General features: G+C 63.3%; 14 protein-coding genes. 10 read left to right on the top strand and 4 right to left on the bottom strand.

Features of this window, described 5'->3' with window-relative positions:
* Positions 1-40 precede the first annotated feature (40 nt).
* Entirely contained in the window at positions 41-937 is an 897-nt protein-coding gene (locus tag B5E66_RS09910) for a LysR family transcriptional regulator (RefSeq protein WP_087232279.1), read from the top strand.
* A 53-nt stretch (positions 938-990) separates the two neighbouring features.
* Here B5E66_RS09910 and B5E66_RS09905 read toward each other — a convergent pair whose 3' ends face one another.
* Positions 991-1,569 (bottom strand): hypothetical protein, encoded by a 579-nt coding sequence (locus tag B5E66_RS09905; RefSeq protein ID WP_087232276.1) that lies wholly within the window; start codon positions 1,567-1,569, stop codon positions 991-993.
* Between the two features lie 97 nt (positions 1,570-1,666).
* Between B5E66_RS09905 and B5E66_RS09900 the strand changes: the two genes are divergently transcribed.
* Positions 1,667-2,230, top strand: a complete 564-nt coding sequence (locus tag B5E66_RS09900; protein WP_242958148.1) for a biotin transporter BioY — start codon at positions 1,667-1,669, stop codon at positions 2,228-2,230.
* A gap of 45 nt (positions 2,231-2,275) precedes the next feature.
* Here the strand turns inward: B5E66_RS09900 and argF are convergent, their stop codons facing one another.
* Together argF and B5E66_RS09890 are read right to left on the bottom strand one after the other, a co-directional pair.
* Entirely contained in the window at positions 2,276-3,274 is a 999-nt protein-coding gene (gene argF, locus B5E66_RS09895; RefSeq protein WP_087232273.1) for an ornithine carbamoyltransferase, read from the bottom strand.
* Between the two features lie 100 nt (positions 3,275-3,374).
* Positions 3,375-3,854 (bottom strand): deoxycytidylate deaminase, encoded by a 480-nt coding sequence (locus B5E66_RS09890; protein WP_087232270.1) that lies wholly within the window; start codon positions 3,852-3,854, stop codon positions 3,375-3,377.
* A gap of 327 nt (positions 3,855-4,181) precedes the next feature.
* Here B5E66_RS09890 and B5E66_RS09885 point away from each other — a divergent pair, with 327 nt between their 5' ends.
* From B5E66_RS09885 to lysS, 3 genes are all read left to right on the top strand, one after another.
* Positions 4,182-6,266, top strand: coding sequence for an elongation factor G (locus B5E66_RS09885; protein ID WP_087232267.1), 2,085 nt, complete (start codon positions 4,182-4,184; stop codon positions 6,264-6,266).
* 396 nt (positions 6,267-6,662) lie between these two features.
* Entirely contained in the window at positions 6,663-7,145 is a 483-nt protein-coding gene (gene greA, locus B5E66_RS09880) for a transcription elongation factor GreA (protein ID WP_087232264.1), read from the top strand.
* 20 nt (positions 7,146-7,165) lie between these two features.
* Positions 7,166-9,151: a lysine--tRNA ligase gene (lysS, locus tag B5E66_RS09875; RefSeq protein ID WP_087232260.1), complete on the top strand. Its 1,986-nt coding sequence runs from the start codon at positions 7,166-7,168 to the stop codon at positions 9,149-9,151.
* Between the two features lie 71 nt (positions 9,152-9,222).
* On the opposite strand, the gene B5E66_RS09870 is transcribed toward lysS, so the two are convergent.
* Complete coding sequence (locus B5E66_RS09870) at positions 9,223-9,741, bottom strand: GNAT family N-acetyltransferase (protein WP_087232257.1); 519 nt, start codon at positions 9,739-9,741, stop codon at positions 9,223-9,225.
* 495 nt (positions 9,742-10,236) lie between these two features.
* Here B5E66_RS09870 and B5E66_RS09865 point away from each other — a divergent pair, with 495 nt between their 5' ends.
* The 5 genes from B5E66_RS09865 to B5E66_RS09845 all read left to right on the top strand — a co-directional run bounded on the left by B5E66_RS09865 (position 10,237) and on the right by B5E66_RS09845 (position 15,370).
* Positions 10,237-11,454 (top strand): ABC transporter substrate-binding protein, encoded by a 1,218-nt coding sequence (locus B5E66_RS09865; protein WP_087232254.1) that lies wholly within the window; start codon positions 10,237-10,239, stop codon positions 11,452-11,454.
* A gap of 90 nt (positions 11,455-11,544) precedes the next feature.
* The gene (locus tag B5E66_RS09860; protein ID WP_087232251.1) at positions 11,545-12,420 is read left to right on the top strand and encodes a branched-chain amino acid ABC transporter permease; all 876 of its coding nucleotides are present in this window, start codon (positions 11,545-11,547) and stop codon (positions 12,418-12,420) included.
* Between the two features lie 10 nt (positions 12,421-12,430).
* The gene (locus B5E66_RS09855; protein ID WP_087232248.1) at positions 12,431-13,825 is read left to right on the top strand and encodes a branched-chain amino acid ABC transporter permease; all 1,395 of its coding nucleotides are present in this window, start codon (positions 12,431-12,433) and stop codon (positions 13,823-13,825) included.
* Entirely contained in the window at positions 13,822-14,676 is an 855-nt protein-coding gene (locus B5E66_RS09850; RefSeq protein ID WP_087232245.1) for an ABC transporter ATP-binding protein, read from the top strand. Before B5E66_RS09855 ends, B5E66_RS09850 begins: the two co-directional genes overlap by 4 nt.
* Positions 14,663-15,370, top strand: coding sequence for an ABC transporter ATP-binding protein (locus tag B5E66_RS09845; protein WP_087232242.1), 708 nt, complete (start codon positions 14,663-14,665; stop codon positions 15,368-15,370). Before B5E66_RS09850 ends, B5E66_RS09845 begins: the two co-directional genes overlap by 14 nt.
* Positions 15,371-15,525: the final 155 nt, after the last annotated feature.

Here is a 15,525-nt window from a genome sequence, read left to right as displayed (position 1 = left end):
TGCAAACCATATGGATTTGAAATGAAAGGAGGCGCGCCCTGTGCCGGTGCCCTACGACTATTACCGCATTTTCTATTATGTGGCCAAATACAGCAGCTTCACCCATGCCGCAGCGGCGCTGCATGGCAGTCAGCCCAACGTCACCCGGACCATCAACCTGCTGGAGCAGGAACTGGGCTGCCGTCTGTTCGAGCGCAGCCACCGCGGGGTGGCCCTGACCCCGGAAGGGGAGCGGCTGTTCGCCCATGTGAAGATCATGCAGGAGCAGATGCAGGCCGCCGAATACGAACTGTCCAGCCGCCGCAGCCTGCACAGCGGCCAGGTGGCCATCGGCGCCAGTGAGACGGCCCTGCACGGGCTGCTGCTGCCGGTGCTGCGGGATTTCAAGCGCCGGTATCCGGGGGTGCGCCTGCAGATCACCAACCATTCCACCCCCCAGGCCATTGGGGCTTTGCGCTCGGGCCTGGTGGAACTGGCGGTGGTGTGTACCTCCTGCGGGGAGGTGGCGCCGCCCCTGTCGGAACGCCGGCTGCGCCCCTTCCGGGATGTGCTGGTGGCCGGCCCGGACTATGCATACCTGCTGGATAGCCCTCTTACCTATGTACAGCTGGCCCGTCTGCCCCTGATCGGCCTGGGGCCGGACAGCTCCACCTACGGGTTTTACGCCCAGCTGTTTGCCGAACATGAGGCCGAGCTGCGCCCCGACGTCCAGACGGCCACCACCGACCAGATCCTGCCGCTGGTGCGGTATGGGCTGGGGCTGGGCTTTGTGCCCGAGGACTTTGCCCGGGAGGCCCTGGCCAAACAGGAAGTGATCCAGCTGGAGCTGGCCGACCCGCCGCCCCAGCGGTATATCAGTCTGGTGAAGGACAAGACCCGCCCGCTGAGCGTGGCCGCCATCGAGATGGAGCGGATGCTGCGGGAGGCCTCGGGCTGAGCCGGATACAGAAAAACCCGCTCCCTGTACGGGGGCGGGAGGTGCGCCGGGATTCAGCGCCACAGTTTCTGCCAGCGGGCGGCCTGGGCCTGGACCCAGCGGTCCAGCAGCGGGTGGCTGACCCAGGTTTTGCCGTGGGTCTGGTCGATCAGGCGCCGGGCCAGGGTCCGGGGGCTGGCGTCGGCCAGGCCGGGGGCGTCAGGGCCGAGAGCCAGGGTGAGGGCCATCGAACAGTCGGGCCAGGGCGGGGCCGCCTCATCCGAAGGCCAGAGGAAAGGGGGAAGCAGTCGCACCCCGCAGGTGGAGCGCGATCCCTCCTGGGTGAGCATCAGGGCCGAGGGCACCCCGGCAGGGGTGCAGCGCAGTTCGGCGTACAGCACCCGCAGCCGCCCGGGGTCCAGCAGCCGGACAAACCCTTCCCGGGGCGTGGGGGACAGGCTGACCCAGTCCCGGGCCTCCTCGGGGTCGATGGGCCAGGCCGGCGGGTCAAACCGGGCGTACAGCCCCGGCAGTCCGAACGTCTCGGCGCCGGACAGCCCTTCCAGCAGCAATGTATAAAATTCGGTCATGGGGTGCCCCGGATCGGGCTGTCCCAGCCCAAAGTCGGGACGGGTCATCTTGCCGCCGCCCATACATCATCCCTCCCTGAAGCAGTTGACTTTGGCGCCCGCAGCTTTTATACTGGGACGCAGGAATGAAAGAAGCATACCTGAAAAGGAGGCCTTGCCTATGAAACGTCTGACCGGGAAACAACCGAGCGCCGCTCAGCTGACCATTGCCGCCCTGATGGCGGCTGTCATGTGTGTGCTGGGGCCGGTGTCGGTGCCCATCGGGCCCATCCCCATCGCTATGGCCAACCTGGTGGTGGGCCTGGCTGCCTGGCTGCTGGGCGCCCGCCTGGCCGCCGCCAGCGTGGCGGTCTACCTGCTGCTGGGCGCCGTGGGGATGCCGGTGTTCGCCGGGTATGGCGCAGGAGCCGCTGTGCTGTTCGGACCCACCGGCGGCTACCTGATCGGCTATCTGGCCATGGCCCTGGTGGGCGGCTGGGCCGTGGAGCGCACCGGGGGCCGGCCTGTGCTGTCGGGGCTGGGTCTGGCGGCAGGTGTGGCCGTGAGCTACGCCTTTGGCACCGCCTGGTTCATCGTCCAGATGGGCTGCACCCTGCCCTATGCGCTGGGGGTGTGCGTGGTGCCCTTCATCCCCTTCGACCTGGCCAAGGTGGCTCTGGCCTCGGCCGCGGGCAGCCTGCTGCGCCGCCGCCTGGCGGACGCGGGCCTGCTGCACCACAACTGAAAACGCCGCACAAGAGGGCCGCAGCCGGAAGCTGCGGCCCTTGTTTTATGCGCCGGTGTAGCCCAGGGTCGCGGCCATCACCGCTTTGATGGTGTGCATCCGGTTCTCGGCCTCGTCAAAGACGATGCTCTGGTGGCCTTCGAATACGTCGTCGGTCACTTCCATGGCGTCCCGGCCAAACCGCTGGCCCATCTCACGGCCCACGGTGGTCTTGTGGTCGTGGAAAGCGGGCAGACAGTGCATGAACACCGCCTGGGGCCCGGCGATCTCCATCAGCCGGGCGTTGATCTGGTAGGGAGCCAGATCCTCGATCCGCTGGGCCCAGACCTCCACCGGCTCGCCCATCGAGACCCACACATCGGTGTAGAGCACCTGGGCGCCCCGGGCGGCGGCTGCGGGGTCCTCCTCAAAGCGGAGGGTGGCCCCGGTCTGGGCGGCGATGGCCTCGCACTGGGCCACCAGGGCGGGATCGGGCCAGTATTTCTTGGGGGCGCAGGCGGTGAAGTGGAGCCCCATCTTGGCGCAGCCCACCATCAGGCTGTTGCCCATGTTGTAGCGGGCATCCCCGAAATAGACGAAGCGGATCCCCGCCAGGTGGCCGAAGTGCTCCTGGATGGTGAGGAAGTCGGCCAGGATCTGGGTGGGATGGAACTCATTGGTCAGGCCGTTCCACACCGGGACCCCGGCGCAGCGGGCCAGCTCCTCCACGATCTCCTGGCCATAGCCCCGGTACTCGATGCCGTCGAACATCCGGCCCAGCACCCGGGCGGTGTCCGCGATGGACTCCTTTTTGCCGATCTGGCTGCTGGCGGGGTCCAGATAGGTCACCTGCATCCCCAGATCGTGGGCGGCGACCTCAAAGCTGCACCGGGTGCGGGTGGACGTCTTTTCGAAAATGAGGGCGATGTTTTTGCCCCGCAGCCCGTCGTGGGGGACGCCGGCCTTCTTTTTGGCCTTGAGACTGGCGGCCAGCTCCAGCAAAGCGCCGATCTCGGCGGGGGTGTAATCCAGCAGCTTCAGAAAACTGCGGCCTTTGAAATCCATAGGAAATTCCCCTTTCTGCATATATTACGCGTGCATCGAAATGAGGTTGCATAAATATGCAATCATTATAGCGGCGCGCCGCCCCGGTGTCAAGAGCGGCTCAGAGGGTGAAGCACACCGTGCGGCCGCTGGGTGTATAGCGGGTCAGCTTGACGCCGGCCTTTTGCAGCATGAAGCGGGCCGCCACGCTGGAGTCGCTGTCGTGGTACTTGTCCCCGTAATAGACGATCTCGGCGATGCCCGACTGGATGATGGCCTTGGCGCATTCGTTGCAGGGGAAAAGGGTGACGTAGATGCGGGCCCCCTTGAGGTTGTTGTGGGCGCTGTTGAGGATGGCATTCAGTTCGGCGTGGCAGACGTACATATATTTGGTGTCCAGGGGCTGGCCCTCCCGGTCCCAGGGCATCAGGTCGTCATCGCAGCCAATGGGCATCCCGTTGTAGCCCAGGGACAGGATCTTGTTTTCGGGGCTGACGATGCAGGCCCCCACCTGGCTGTTGGGGTCTTTGGAGCGCATCGAGGAGAGGATGGCGATGCCCATGAAGTATTCGTCCCAGTTGATGTAATCCTTGCGTTTCATATGGTACGGGGCAGGTGCGGTTTGTGCCCCGGCCCTCCTTTCTAAAAACCTTTGTCCGGCCGCGCAAAACGGCGACCTGTCTGTTCGGACGCACCCCGGCCCCCGGCGGGGCGGGGGATGGTGCAAGGATATTATACCGTAACAGCGTGAAAAACACAATGCGCGCCGCCCCTGCTGACAAAGTGCACAAAACCTGGCCGGGAAGTTTGGCGGGGCAAAAACGGAACAAAACATTTAAAACGCTGCAAAAATGTGTTATTATCTTTGTAAAATATGCCACAAAAGCGGAGAAATGTTCCGCCGGGCGGAAATGAGGGAGACCGTTTTATGAAATACGCAAGCAACAATATCCGCAACATCTTGATTGCAGGCCATGCCGGCAGCGGCAAGACGACGCTGGCCGAGGCACTGGTCTATTTTTCGGGCGCTTCCGAGCGGATGGGCCGCGTGGAAGACGGGACCACCATCTCCGACTTCGACCCCGAGGAGGCCAAGCGCAAGGCCAGCCTGTCTGCGTCGGTGGTGCCGGTGGAGTACGGCGGCATCAAATACAACCTGATCGATGCGCCGGGCCTGTTTGACTTTGAGGCAGGGGAGTACGAGGGCATCCGCGCCGCCGAGAGCGTGCTGGTCTGCGTGTCGGGCCGCAGCGGCGTCACGGTGGGCGCCGAGAAGGCATTCCAGCTGGCCCGCAAGAACCACAAGGCCACCATGGTGTTCGTGTCCAAGTCGGACCTGGAGCATTCCAACTACTTCCAGATCCTGGAGGATATGAAGATCAAGTTCGGTTCCAGCATCTGCCCCTGCGTGGTGCCCGCCCGTCTGGACGACGGCACCCCGGTCTACATCAACCTGTTCAGCCAGAAGGCCTTCAAGTATGAGGCCGGCAAGCAGATCCAGGTGGACCTGCCCGATATCGGCCACCGGTTCCAGGGCCTGATCGAGGCCATGAGCGAAGCCATCGCCGAGACCGACGATGAGCTGATGGAAAAGTTCTTCGGCGGCGAGCCCTTTACCACCGAGGAGATCGTGGAAGGGATGCGCAAGGGCGTCAAGGACGGCCTGATCACCCCCGTATTCTGCGGCAGTGCCGTGAACCTGCAGGCGCTGGATATGCTGTTGTTCAATATGGACAAGCTGCTGCCCAGCCCGGCCCATGCCGAGGCCATCCCTGCCGAGAACGCCGACGGCGATGTGGTGGACCTCCACTGCGATGCGGCCGAGCCCACCGCAGCCTATGTGTTCAAGACCGTGGCAGACCCCTTTGTGGGCAAACTGAGCTATCTGCGTGTGATCAGCGGCCGGGTGACCGCAGGCATCAGCCTGGTGAACGCCCGCACCGGCGACACCGAAAAACTGGGCAAGCCCCTGTTCATCTGCGGCAAGAAGCAGTCGGACGCCGATGAGATCGGCGCAGGCGATATCGGCGCGGTGGCCAAGATGGTCAGCGCCCGCACCGGCGACACCCTGTGCGACCCTGCCCGGGTGGTCAAGCTGGAGGCGCCGGTCTTCCCCAAACCCAGCTTCTTTATGGCGGTGACGGTGGCCAAGAAGGGCGACGAGGGCAAGATCAGCAGCGCCCTGGCCCGCCTGATGGAAGAAGATCCCACCCTGAGCTATGAGAACAACGCCGAGATCCATCAGCAGATCATCGGCGGCCTGGGTGAGCAGCACCTGGATGTGGTGAAGGCCAAACTGAAGAACAAGTTCGGTGTGGAAGTGGGCCTGGAAGCGCCCCGCATCGCTTACCGTGAGTCCATCCGCAAGCCGGTGCAGAAGCAGGGCCGCCACAAGAAGCAGACCGGCGGCCACGGCCAGTTCGGCGACGTCATCATCAAATTCGAGCCCTGCCAGGGGGATGACATCCAGTTTGAGGAGAACGTCTTTGGCGGATCGGTGCCCAAGAACTTCTTCCCCGCGGTGGAAAAGGGCGTCCGTCTGGCAGCTGAAAAGGGCATCCTGGCGGGCTATCCCATGGTGGGCCTGAAGGCCACCCTGCTGGACGGCAGCTATCACCCGGTGGACTCCTCCGAAATGGCCTTTATCATGGCGGCCAAGCTGGCTTACAAGGCGGCCATGCCCGAGGCGGGCCCGGTGATCCTGGAGCCCATCTACACCGTCCGCGCCCATGTGCCCGGGGACAACACCGGCGACGTGATGGGCGATGTGACCAAGCGCCGCGGCCGTGTGCTGGGCATGGAGCCGGATGAGGACGGCCTGCAGACCATCATTGCCGAAGTGCCGCTGGCCGAACTGACCACCTTCACTACCTTCATCCGGCAGGCGACCCAGGGCCGGGGCTGGTTCGAACAGGAGTTCGTGCGGTACGAGGTGCTGCCTGAGAACCTGGTGCCCGCTGTGGTGGAAGCCGCACGCAAACTGGGCAACCTGGACGAGAGCGCCGACGACTGAATCGGACGGCGGCCGGGCCTGAGGGGGCCTGCGGGCGCGGCTGCGCGGCAAACAGAATAAGACACCAGCTTATGGACCCTGCCGGAATCTCCCTCTGCCGGCGGGGTCCTTTTTCGCCTGGCTGCGCGGTGTTTTGGTTGACATCCCCGAAGGTTGCTATTATAATAGAGGAGTTAGTGCGTATCGGAAAGCCCACAATGCTGGATCTTTTGCCGGGAAAGCGCAGGTGCAGGGCGCCGGAGCGCCGCGGATCTGCCGCTTGGGCAAAAGGGGACAGGGGTTGGGAGCGTTCGGATACGCCCATAGAGTGCGGGCGGCATGGCCCGCGCCCCGATGGAGCAAGCTCTGCAAGCGGCGTTTGGCCGCATAATTGAACGATAAGGAGAGATACGATCCATGGCACAGGAAATCGTAATGTCCGCTGCCGGCCTCAAGGCTGTGCAGGAGGAACTGGAATACCTCAAGACGGTGCGCCGCAAGGAGCTGGCGGAGGAGATCAAGGAAGCCCGCAGCCACGGCGACCTGTCCGAGAACAGCGAGTACGACGAAGCCAAGAACACCCAGGGTCTGGTGGAGAACCGCATCACCGAGCTGGAGCAGATGATCAAGAACGTCCGCGTGATCGACGAAAGCGAGCTGAGCGTGGACACCGTCTCGGTGGGCACCCACGTCACCATCCAGATGGAGGACGAGGACCCCGAGGAGTACGACATCGTGGGCCGCACCGAGGCGGACCCCTTCAACGGCAAGATCAGCGATGAGAGCCCCGTGGGCCACGCCCTGCTGGGCAAGGCCGTGGGCGAGCAGGCCGAAGTGCTGCTGCCGGCCGGCCACACCGTGATGTACAAGGTGCTGGCCATCACCCACAGCAAGGGCTGAGACGGGCGCAGGAGGTAGGAATGGAAGAGATCAAGACAAACACGGGGGCTTTGGCCGAGAGCGAGCAGGTGCAGGTGCGCCGCCAGAAGCTGGCTGACCTGCGGGCCGCCGGCTGCGACCCCTTTGCCCTCACCAAGTTCCCGCAGGACGCCTATTCGGCCGACCTGAAGGAGGAGTATGCCGCCCTGCCCAACGAGACCGACGCCGGCCGCACCGTTGCTTTGGCCGGCCGGATGATGTCCAAGCGGGTGATGGGCAAGGCCAGCTTTGCCCACCTGCGGGATGCCAAGGGGGACATCCAGCTGTACGTCCGCCGGGACGAGCTGGGGGACGAGTCCTACGCCGCCTTCAAAAAGCTGGACCTGGGCGACATCATCGGGGTGCGGGGCGAGGTGTTCCGCACCAAGACCGGTGAGCTGAGCGTCCGGGTCACCGAGCTGACCCTGCTGGCCAAGAGCCTGCGCCCCCTGCCCGAGAAGTTCCACGGCCTGACCGACACCGAGATGCGGTACCGTCAGCGCTATGTGGACCTGATCGCCAACCCCGATGTGAAGGACACCTTCACCAAGCGCAGCCTGATTTTGAAGGAGATCCGGGCCTATCTGGACGAGAAGGGATTCCTGGAAGTGGATACCCCCATCCTGACCCCCTTTGAGATCGGCGCGTCGGCACGGCCCTTCATCACCCATCACAACACCCTGAATATGGATATGGTGCTGCGCATCGAGACTGAGCTGTACCTCAAGCGGCTGGTGGTGGGCGGCATGGACCGGGTGTACGAAGTGGGCCGCATCTTCCGCAACGAGGGGATGGACCCCAAGCACAACCCCGAGTTCACCTCCATCGAGCTGTACCAGGCCTTCACCGACTATCACGGGATGATGGACCTGGTGGAGGAGCTGTATAAGCGGCTGGCCCAGAAGATCTGCGGCAGCCTGGTGATCAGCTACCAGGGCAACCAGATCGATATGGGCCACTGGGAGCGGCTGACCATGGTGGATGCGGTCAAGAAGTATTCCGGGGTGGACTACCACGACTGGAAGACCGACGCCGACGCCATCGCCGCCGCCAAGGCCCACAATGTGGACCTGCCCGAGGTGCCCACCCGCGGCTCCATCCTGGCGGAATTTTTTGACGCCTTTGTGGAGGATAAGCTGATCCAGCCTACCTTCATCTATGACTATCCGGTGGAGATCAGCCCCCTGGCCAAGCGCAAGCCCGACGACCCCGCCTTCACCGAGCGGTTCGAGTATTTCATCGACTGCACCGAGTACGGCAACGCCTTCAGCGAGCTGAACGATCCCATCGACCAGAAGGAGCGGTTCGAGCGCCAGGTGGCCGAGCGCAAGGCCCTGGAGCCCGGCTGCAAGGCCCAGGTGGACTACGACTACATCAACGCTCTGGAGTACGGCCTGCCCCCCACGGGCGGCCTGGGCTTTGGCGTTGACCGTCTGGTGATGCTGCTGACCGACTCGGCTTCCATCCGGGACGTGCTGCTGTTCCCCACCATGAAGCCGCTGGACGCCCCCAAGCAGGCCGAACAGGCCTCCGAGGCAAAGGAGCAGCCCCAGCAGGCTGCCGAGCCCGCCCCGGTGCAGGAGGCCATCCCCACCCCTCTGGTCCAGACCATCGACTGGTCCAAGGTGGAGATCGAGCCCCTGTTTGAGGATATGGTGGACTTCGAGACCTTCTCCAAGTCCGACTTCCGCGCCGTCAAGATCAAGGCCTGCAGCGCAGTGCCCAAGAGCAAAAAGCTGCTGCAATTCACCCTGGACGACGGTTCGGGGACCGACCGCACCATCCTCAGCGGTATCCACGCCTATTATGAGCCTGAGCAGCTGGTGGGCAGGACGGCCATCGCCATCACCAACCTGCCGCCCCGCAAGATGATGGGCATCGATTCCTGCGGGATGCTGATCTCGGCGGTCTACCACGAGCAGGGCGCAGAGCGCCTGCACCTGCTGCTGGTGGATGACCGCATCCCCGCCGGCGCCAAGCTGTACTGAGCCGGCATGCCAGCGTAAAACTGAACGAAAAGGCCCCGCCCTTCGCTAGGGAAGGCGGGGCCTTTTGGCGTTCACAGGTGCTTTTCCAGCAGGACCAGCTGTACCCCCTCCAGCCCGTTGAAGGTGCAGGGGACGATGGCCGCTTCGGTATAGCCCAGGCGGCGGTACAAGGCCCGGGCGGGCAGGTTGCGGGCATTGGTGTCCATTCGCAGGCAGGTGCAGCTGTGGGCTCTGGCCCAGGCCTCGTAATAGGCCACGAAGGCCCGGCCATAGCCGCGGCCCTTGGCGGCAGGGTCGATCACCAGCGTGTGCAGCACCATCACCTGGCTGTCGGGGGCCTGCCAGCGCCAGGGCGCCCCGGCATACACGTCCACCTGCCGCTGGTTGAGGATGGCCGCTCCCACCACGGCGCCGCTTTCCTCCGCCACGAACAGCTCCCCGCGGGCCAGGGCGTCCCGGGCGGTATCCGGGGTGGGGTAGATCCCGCGCACCCAGCCGGTGGTGGTGCGCCCGGCCTCCTCCTCGCTGTGTATGGATGCATAAATATTCGATATATTTTGTATATCATCGGGCGTTGCTGGGCGTATCATGTATTTTACTCCTTTTTATCTTTATATGATTGAAGTATAACCCCTTGCGCTGCGGTTGTCCAGAGGAGTGCGCATGGGTGCATATCTTTCGCAAGTGAGGACACAAAACTGAAAAACTTTCAATCATTCAAAAATGGGCTTGCATTTTTGGTCAAAACGTGTAAAATAAAATCACGCAGACAGAGAGGTCTGGCCCCCGCAAAAAGGGGCCGGGCCTCTTTTTTGCTGCTGTGTGTCCTTGCTGAAAATACACTTTTGTGTAAAAGTCGGTCTTTTGCGCACAGGTTTTGCCTGTTTTACTCAGAAATCCCATCGGATGGGATGCATATTCTGTGGATATTTGCACTTGCTTTTTTTCACAGGATGTTTATAATAGTGATATCGCAGCAAGAACACCTGTATTCTTGATACGGACACCGGCTCTGCCGGGAACACGCAAAAGCGCCGCTGCGGGTCTGTACGGGCAGCGGCGCCAGACAAGAGGGAGGAAACATTATGAAATCCAAACGCTTTGTAGCGCTGGCCTCGGCGGCCGCTCTGTGCGCCGCCATGCTGGGGGGCTGCGGCTCCTCGTCCACGACCGCGACTGCCGGCAGCACGGCCGCAGGCAGCACCGCTTCGGGGGACAAGGTGGTCAAGATCGGCGTCTTTGAGCCCTCCACCGGCGACTCTGCCTCGGGCGGCAAAAAAGAGATGCTGGGCATGCAGTACGCCAACGCTGAGACCCCCACCGTTGAGATCGGCGGCGAGACCTACCAGGTCGAGCTGGTCTACGCCGACAACGGTTCTTCCACCGACAAGGCCCCTTCCGCCGCCGCCGAGCTGGTCAGCCAGGGCGTGTCCCTGGTGCTGGGCAGCTATGGTTCGGGCGTTTCGATCGCGGGCGGCCCCGTGTTTGACGACGCGGGCCTGGCCGCCGTGGGCGTCACCTGCACCAACCCCAACGTCACCGCAGGCAACGACTACTACTTCCGCATCTGTTTCCTGGACCCCTTCCAGGGCACGGTGCTGGCCAACTTTGCCAAGGACAAGTTTGACGCCAAAGTGGCCTACTGCCTGGGCGAGACCGGCAACGAGTACGACCAGGGCCTGATCGCCTACTTCACCCAGGCCTTTGAGGCCGCGGGCGGCACGGTGGTCACCGCGTCTTTCCCCACCAACAACTCCGACTTCAGCACCTACCTGAACCAGGCCAAGAACGAGGGTGCCGACGTCATCTTCACCCCCGTGTCCATCGCCTACTCTACCCAGATCATCCAGCAGGCTGCGGCCCTGGGCATCGAAGCCCCCTTCCTGGGCTCGGATACCCTGGATGACAACATGGTGCTGGCGGCTGCCGAGGGCACCGATATCCAGCTGTATGTCTCCACCTTCTATCAGGAGGGCGGCAACGCGGCTTTCGATGAGGGCATCAAGGCTTACATCAACGAGAACGCCGAAGCCATGACCAACAACGGCGGCAACGACACCATCGCGGCGGTCACCGCCATGGGCTACGATGCCTATTATGTGGCTCTGGAGGCCCTGAAGGCCGCCGGCAGCACCGATCCCGCAGCGGTCAAGGCGGCCCTGCCCGGCGTCACGTACGACGGCGTGTCCGGCCACATCGCCTTTGACGAGGTGGGCGACGCCATCCGCGACACCGCCTACATCAAGCACTCCACCAACGACGGCGCATGGGAGCTGGAGACCCAGCAGACCGTGGCCCAGTAACACCCAACCACACAGGTATGCAAGGTTTGGCGGGAGCCCAGCGGCCCCCGCCAATCCATTTGCACCACTGCCCCCGGAGGATGCAACCTTATGGAATACTTTATCTCGATCCTGTTGTCCGGCATAGCGGTGGGCGGCCAGTACGCCCTGATCGCCATCGGCTATACCATGGTGTATGGGATCCTGCGGCTGATCAACTTTGCCCACGGCGACGTCTTTATGGTGGCGGGCCTGGCAGGGGTGTATCTGGCCACATGGATGCCTCTGTATCTGGCCCTGCCCCTGGTGCTGGTGCTGACGGTGGCTTTGGGCTTCGTCATCGAGCGGGTGGCTTACAAGCCCCTGCGCACCGCCCCTCGTATGTCGGTGATGATCTCGGCCATCGGCGTCAGCTACCTGCTGCAAAATACCGCCACCTATGTCACCGGCGGCCAGCCCATGAGCTATCCCACCATCCCGTTTTTGTCCGACACCATCACCATTGCGGGCACCCCCACCCGGTGGGCGGTGCTGCTGACCCCCTTCCTGGTGCTGGCCCTGGTGCTGATCCTGACCCAGCTGATCGACCGCACCAAAGTGGGCATGGCCATGCGGGCGGTGGCCAAGGATTTTGAGACCAGCGAGCTGATGGGCATCAAGATCAACCAGGTCATCTCGGCCACCTTCATCATCGGGTCGGCCCTGGCGGCGGTGGGCTCGATGCTCTACTTCACCAACTATCCCTCCATCACCCCCACCGCCGGCGCCATGCCGGGCCTGAAAGCCTTTGTGGCGGCAGTGTTCGGGGGCATTGGCTCCATCCCGGGGGCCGTCATCGGCGCGTTCCTCATCGGCATCTGCGAAAATCTGGTCAAGAGCACCCAGTTCACCGTCTTTTCGGATGCCATCACCTTCGCGCTGCTCATCGTGATCCTCGTCTTCAAGCCGACCGGCCTGTTCGGTGAAAAGGCGACCGACAAAGTATAAGGAGGCCCCCATGAAAAAGAAAACTGCGGTCAGCTGGGGCGCTCTGGCGGGGGTGGCGGCCTTTCTGGCCCTGATCATCCTGCTGGAGAACATCACCGCCCTGGTGCCCGGCGCGCCCCGGGTGCTGCTGCCCACCAGCCAGCTGTTCACCGTCCTGAAGAAAGGGGCGGTCTACTCCCTGGTGGTGGTATCCATGAACCTTTTGAACGGCTTCACCGGCCTGTTCAGCCTGGGCCAGGCAGGCTTTATGCTGCTGGGGGCCTATACCTACGCCATCCTCACCGTCCCCGTGGACCAGAAAGACACCGTCTACTACCTGTTCGGCGGGTCGGCGGTCAAGTTCTCCCTGCAGGACACCTTCGGGCTGCTGTTCGGCACCACCGGAGTGGGCGGCGCCGTCAGCATGGTGCTGGGGGTGCTGGTGGGCATCGTGCTGGCGGGCCTGGTGGCCGCCGTCTTTGCCTACCTGATCGGCCTGCCGGTGCTGCGCCTCAAGAGCGACTATCTGGCCATCGCCACCCTGGGCTTTGCCGAGATCCTGCGCGCGGTGTTCCAGTGGCAGCCCCTGGGCCCCATCACCAACGGCGCCAATATGCTCAAGAGTTTCCCCACCTTTTCGGATTTCAACATCGAAAACGCCTCGGGCCAGGTGGTGCTGCGCCTGTCCGCCTTTGTGCCCATGCTGGTGGCGGCGGTCTGCATCGGCATCATCGTGCTGCTGATCAATTCCTCCTATGGGCGCGCCTTCAAGGCCATCCGGGAGGACGAGGTGGCCGCCGAGGCCATGGGCATCAACCTGGCCCGGCACAAGATGCTGTCCTTCTGCATCTCCTCCTTCTTTGCGGGGGTAGGCGGCGCGCTGTTCGCCATGTATGCCGCCAACGCCCAGGCCAAGGTGTTCACCTCCACCATGACCTATGAGCTGCTGCTCATCGTGGTGATCGGCGGCATCGGCTCGGTGTCCGGCTCGGTGATCGCCACCTTCCTGTATGTGGCGTGCAGCGAGTGGTGGCTCCGCTTTCTGGATTCCGAGCAGGTGTTCGCCGCGCCGGCATCCCCCGGACGGATCGCCTTCATCGCGGTGTTTGCGGCGGCGGTCATCCTGGCGGCGGTGCTGGCCATCCGCGCCATCCGCAAAAAGGAGGGCCATACCCTGACCCAGGAACTGCCGGTGTGGATCGTAGCCCTGCTGCTGCTGGGCTGGCTGGTCTACTTCGTCATCAGCCGGTCGCTGCAGCTGCCTCTGCTGCGCAACGGTTTCCGGATGGTAGTGTTCTCGGTCATCATCATGATCGTGGTGCTGTTCTTCCGGCGGGGCATCATGGGGGACCGTGAGCTGCCGGCTGTGATGCGCAGCTGGAAGCGCCGGGCTGCCCGGGCCAAAGGGAAGGAGGCTGGCAAATGAGCGAGCGCAAGAATATCCTCCATGTGGAGAACGTGACCATGCAGTTCGGCGGCGTGGTGGCCATGAACAACCTCTCGATGGATGTGGATGAGGGCCAGATCGTGGCCCTCATCGGCCCCAACGGCGCCGGCAAGACCACCGCGTTCAACTGTATCACCGGCGTGTATGAGCCCACCAACGGCAAGATCGATTTCTGCGGCCAGCCTCTGGTGGAGAACTACCCCCAGGGCAAGATGGACAAGGCCTATCTGGGCCAGAACAAGGGCAAATACACCCACAGGCTCAACCCCACACCCGACCGGATCACCCACCGGGGCATTGCGCGCACCTTCCAGAACATCCGGCTGTTCGGGGCCCTGACCGTTTTTGAGAATGTCCTGATCGCAAAGCATATGCGGGCCAAACAGAACTTCCTGTCCGCCACCTTCCGGCTGAACGCCAGGGAGGAGGCCCGGATGCGGGCCGAGGCCATGGCCCTGCTGGAGGAGCAGGGGCTGGCCCATCTGAAGGACGAGACGGCGTCCAGCCTGCCCTACGGCCTGCAGCGCCGGCTGGAGATCGCCCGGGCCCTGGCCACCCAGCCCAAACTGCTGCTGCTGGATGAGCCGGCTGCGGGCATGAACCCCCAGGAGACCCAGGAACTGACCGACTTCATCCGTCAGATCCGGGACAAGTACCATCTGACCGTCCTGATGATCGAACACCATATGGATCTGGTGATGCAGATCTCGGACAAGATCTATGTGCTGGACTTTGGCAAGCTGATCGCCCAGGGTACGCCCGAGCAGATCAGCAGCGATCAGCGCGTCATCGACGCGTATCTGGGGGTGGCCGACGATGCTGAGGATTGACGATTTATATGTGAGCTACGGCGGCATCGAGGCCGTCAAGGGGATCTCCTTCAAGGTGGAGGAGGGCCAGATCGTGACCCTGATCGGGGCCAACGGCGCGGGCAAATCCACCACCCTGCGCTCCATCTCGGGGCTGGTCAAGGCAAAGAGCGGCCGGGTGCATTTCCAGGGCGAGGACCTGACCGGCCTGCCTCCCGACCAGATCGTCTCGAAAGGCCTGACGCTGGTGCCCGAAGGGCGGCACGTGTTCCCCGACCTGACCGTGCTGGAAAACCTGAAGATCGGCGCCTACCTGCGCAAAGACAGACTGGAAGGGGACCTGGAGTGGATCTATGAGCTGTTCCCTCGTTTGAAAGAGCGTTCCTGGCAGGCGGCGGGCACCCTGTCGGGCGGCGAACAGCAGATGCTGGCGGTGGGCCGCGCCCTGATGGCCCGCCCCAAGCTGATCATGATGGACGAGCCCTCCCTGGGCCTGGCGCCGCTGGTGGTCAAGGGCATTTTTGAGATCATCAAGGAGATCAACCGCAAGGGGGTCACCGTGCTGCTCATCGAGCAGAACGCCAACATGGCCCTGCAGATCGCGGATGTGGGCTATGTGATGGAGACCGGCCGCATCACCCTGAAGGGCACCGGCAAGGAACTGCTGGCCAACGAGGCGGTCCGCAAAGCCTATCTGGGCGCCCACGCCAAATAAAAATGCAAGCCTCCGCAGACAGCTGCGGGGGCTTTTTGGTTTGGGGCGGGCCGGGCGGTGCGGTTAGATGCCGATTGACATTTCCCTTCAGAGTGGGTAATATAATACCTGTATTTTGCCACAGCGTCCTTTTTGCGGCCGGGCCGCGGGACGTG

Origin of the sequence: Faecalibacterium sp. An121 (assembly GCF_002160915.1) — a bacterium.
GTDB classification, from domain to species: domain Bacteria; phylum Bacillota; class Clostridia; order Oscillospirales; family Ruminococcaceae; genus Faecalibacterium; species Faecalibacterium avium.
Note: the sequence above shows the minus strand (reverse complement) of the source record. Positions and strands in the feature narration are given on the sequence as shown.

Coding starts and splice junctions, on each gene's coding strand:
- B5E66_RS09885 (WP_087232267.1), top strand. CDS start 4,182: ATGAAATACGCAAGCAACAATATCCGCAACATCTTGATTGCAGGCCAT.
- greA (WP_087232264.1), top strand. CDS start 6,663: ATGGCACAGGAAATCGTAATGTCCGCTGCCGGCCTCAAGGCTGTGCAG.
- B5E66_RS09860 (WP_087232251.1), top strand. CDS start 11,545: ATGGAATACTTTATCTCGATCCTGTTGTCCGGCATAGCGGTGGGCGGC.
- B5E66_RS09890 (WP_087232270.1), bottom strand. CDS start 3,854: ATGAAACGCAAGGATTACATCAACTGGGACGAATACTTCATGGGCATC.
- B5E66_RS09905 (WP_087232276.1), bottom strand. CDS start 1,569: ATGGGCGGCGGCAAGATGACCCGTCCCGACTTTGGGCTGGGACAGCCC.
- B5E66_RS09850 (WP_087232245.1), top strand. CDS start 13,822: ATGAGCGAGCGCAAGAATATCCTCCATGTGGAGAACGTGACCATGCAG.
- B5E66_RS09865 (WP_087232254.1), top strand. CDS start 10,237: ATGAAATCCAAACGCTTTGTAGCGCTGGCCTCGGCGGCCGCTCTGTGC.
- B5E66_RS09855 (WP_087232248.1), top strand. CDS start 12,431: ATGAAAAAGAAAACTGCGGTCAGCTGGGGCGCTCTGGCGGGGGTGGCG.
- lysS (WP_087232260.1), top strand. CDS start 7,166: ATGGAAGAGATCAAGACAAACACGGGGGCTTTGGCCGAGAGCGAGCAG.
- B5E66_RS09845 (WP_087232242.1), top strand. CDS start 14,663: ATGCTGAGGATTGACGATTTATATGTGAGCTACGGCGGCATCGAGGCC.
- B5E66_RS09900 (WP_242958148.1), top strand. CDS start 1,667: ATGAAACGTCTGACCGGGAAACAACCGAGCGCCGCTCAGCTGACCATT.
- argF (WP_087232273.1), bottom strand. CDS start 3,274: ATGGATTTCAAAGGCCGCAGTTTTCTGAAGCTGCTGGATTACACCCCC.
- B5E66_RS09870 (WP_087232257.1), bottom strand. CDS start 9,741: ATGATACGCCCAGCAACGCCCGATGATATACAAAATATATCGAATATT.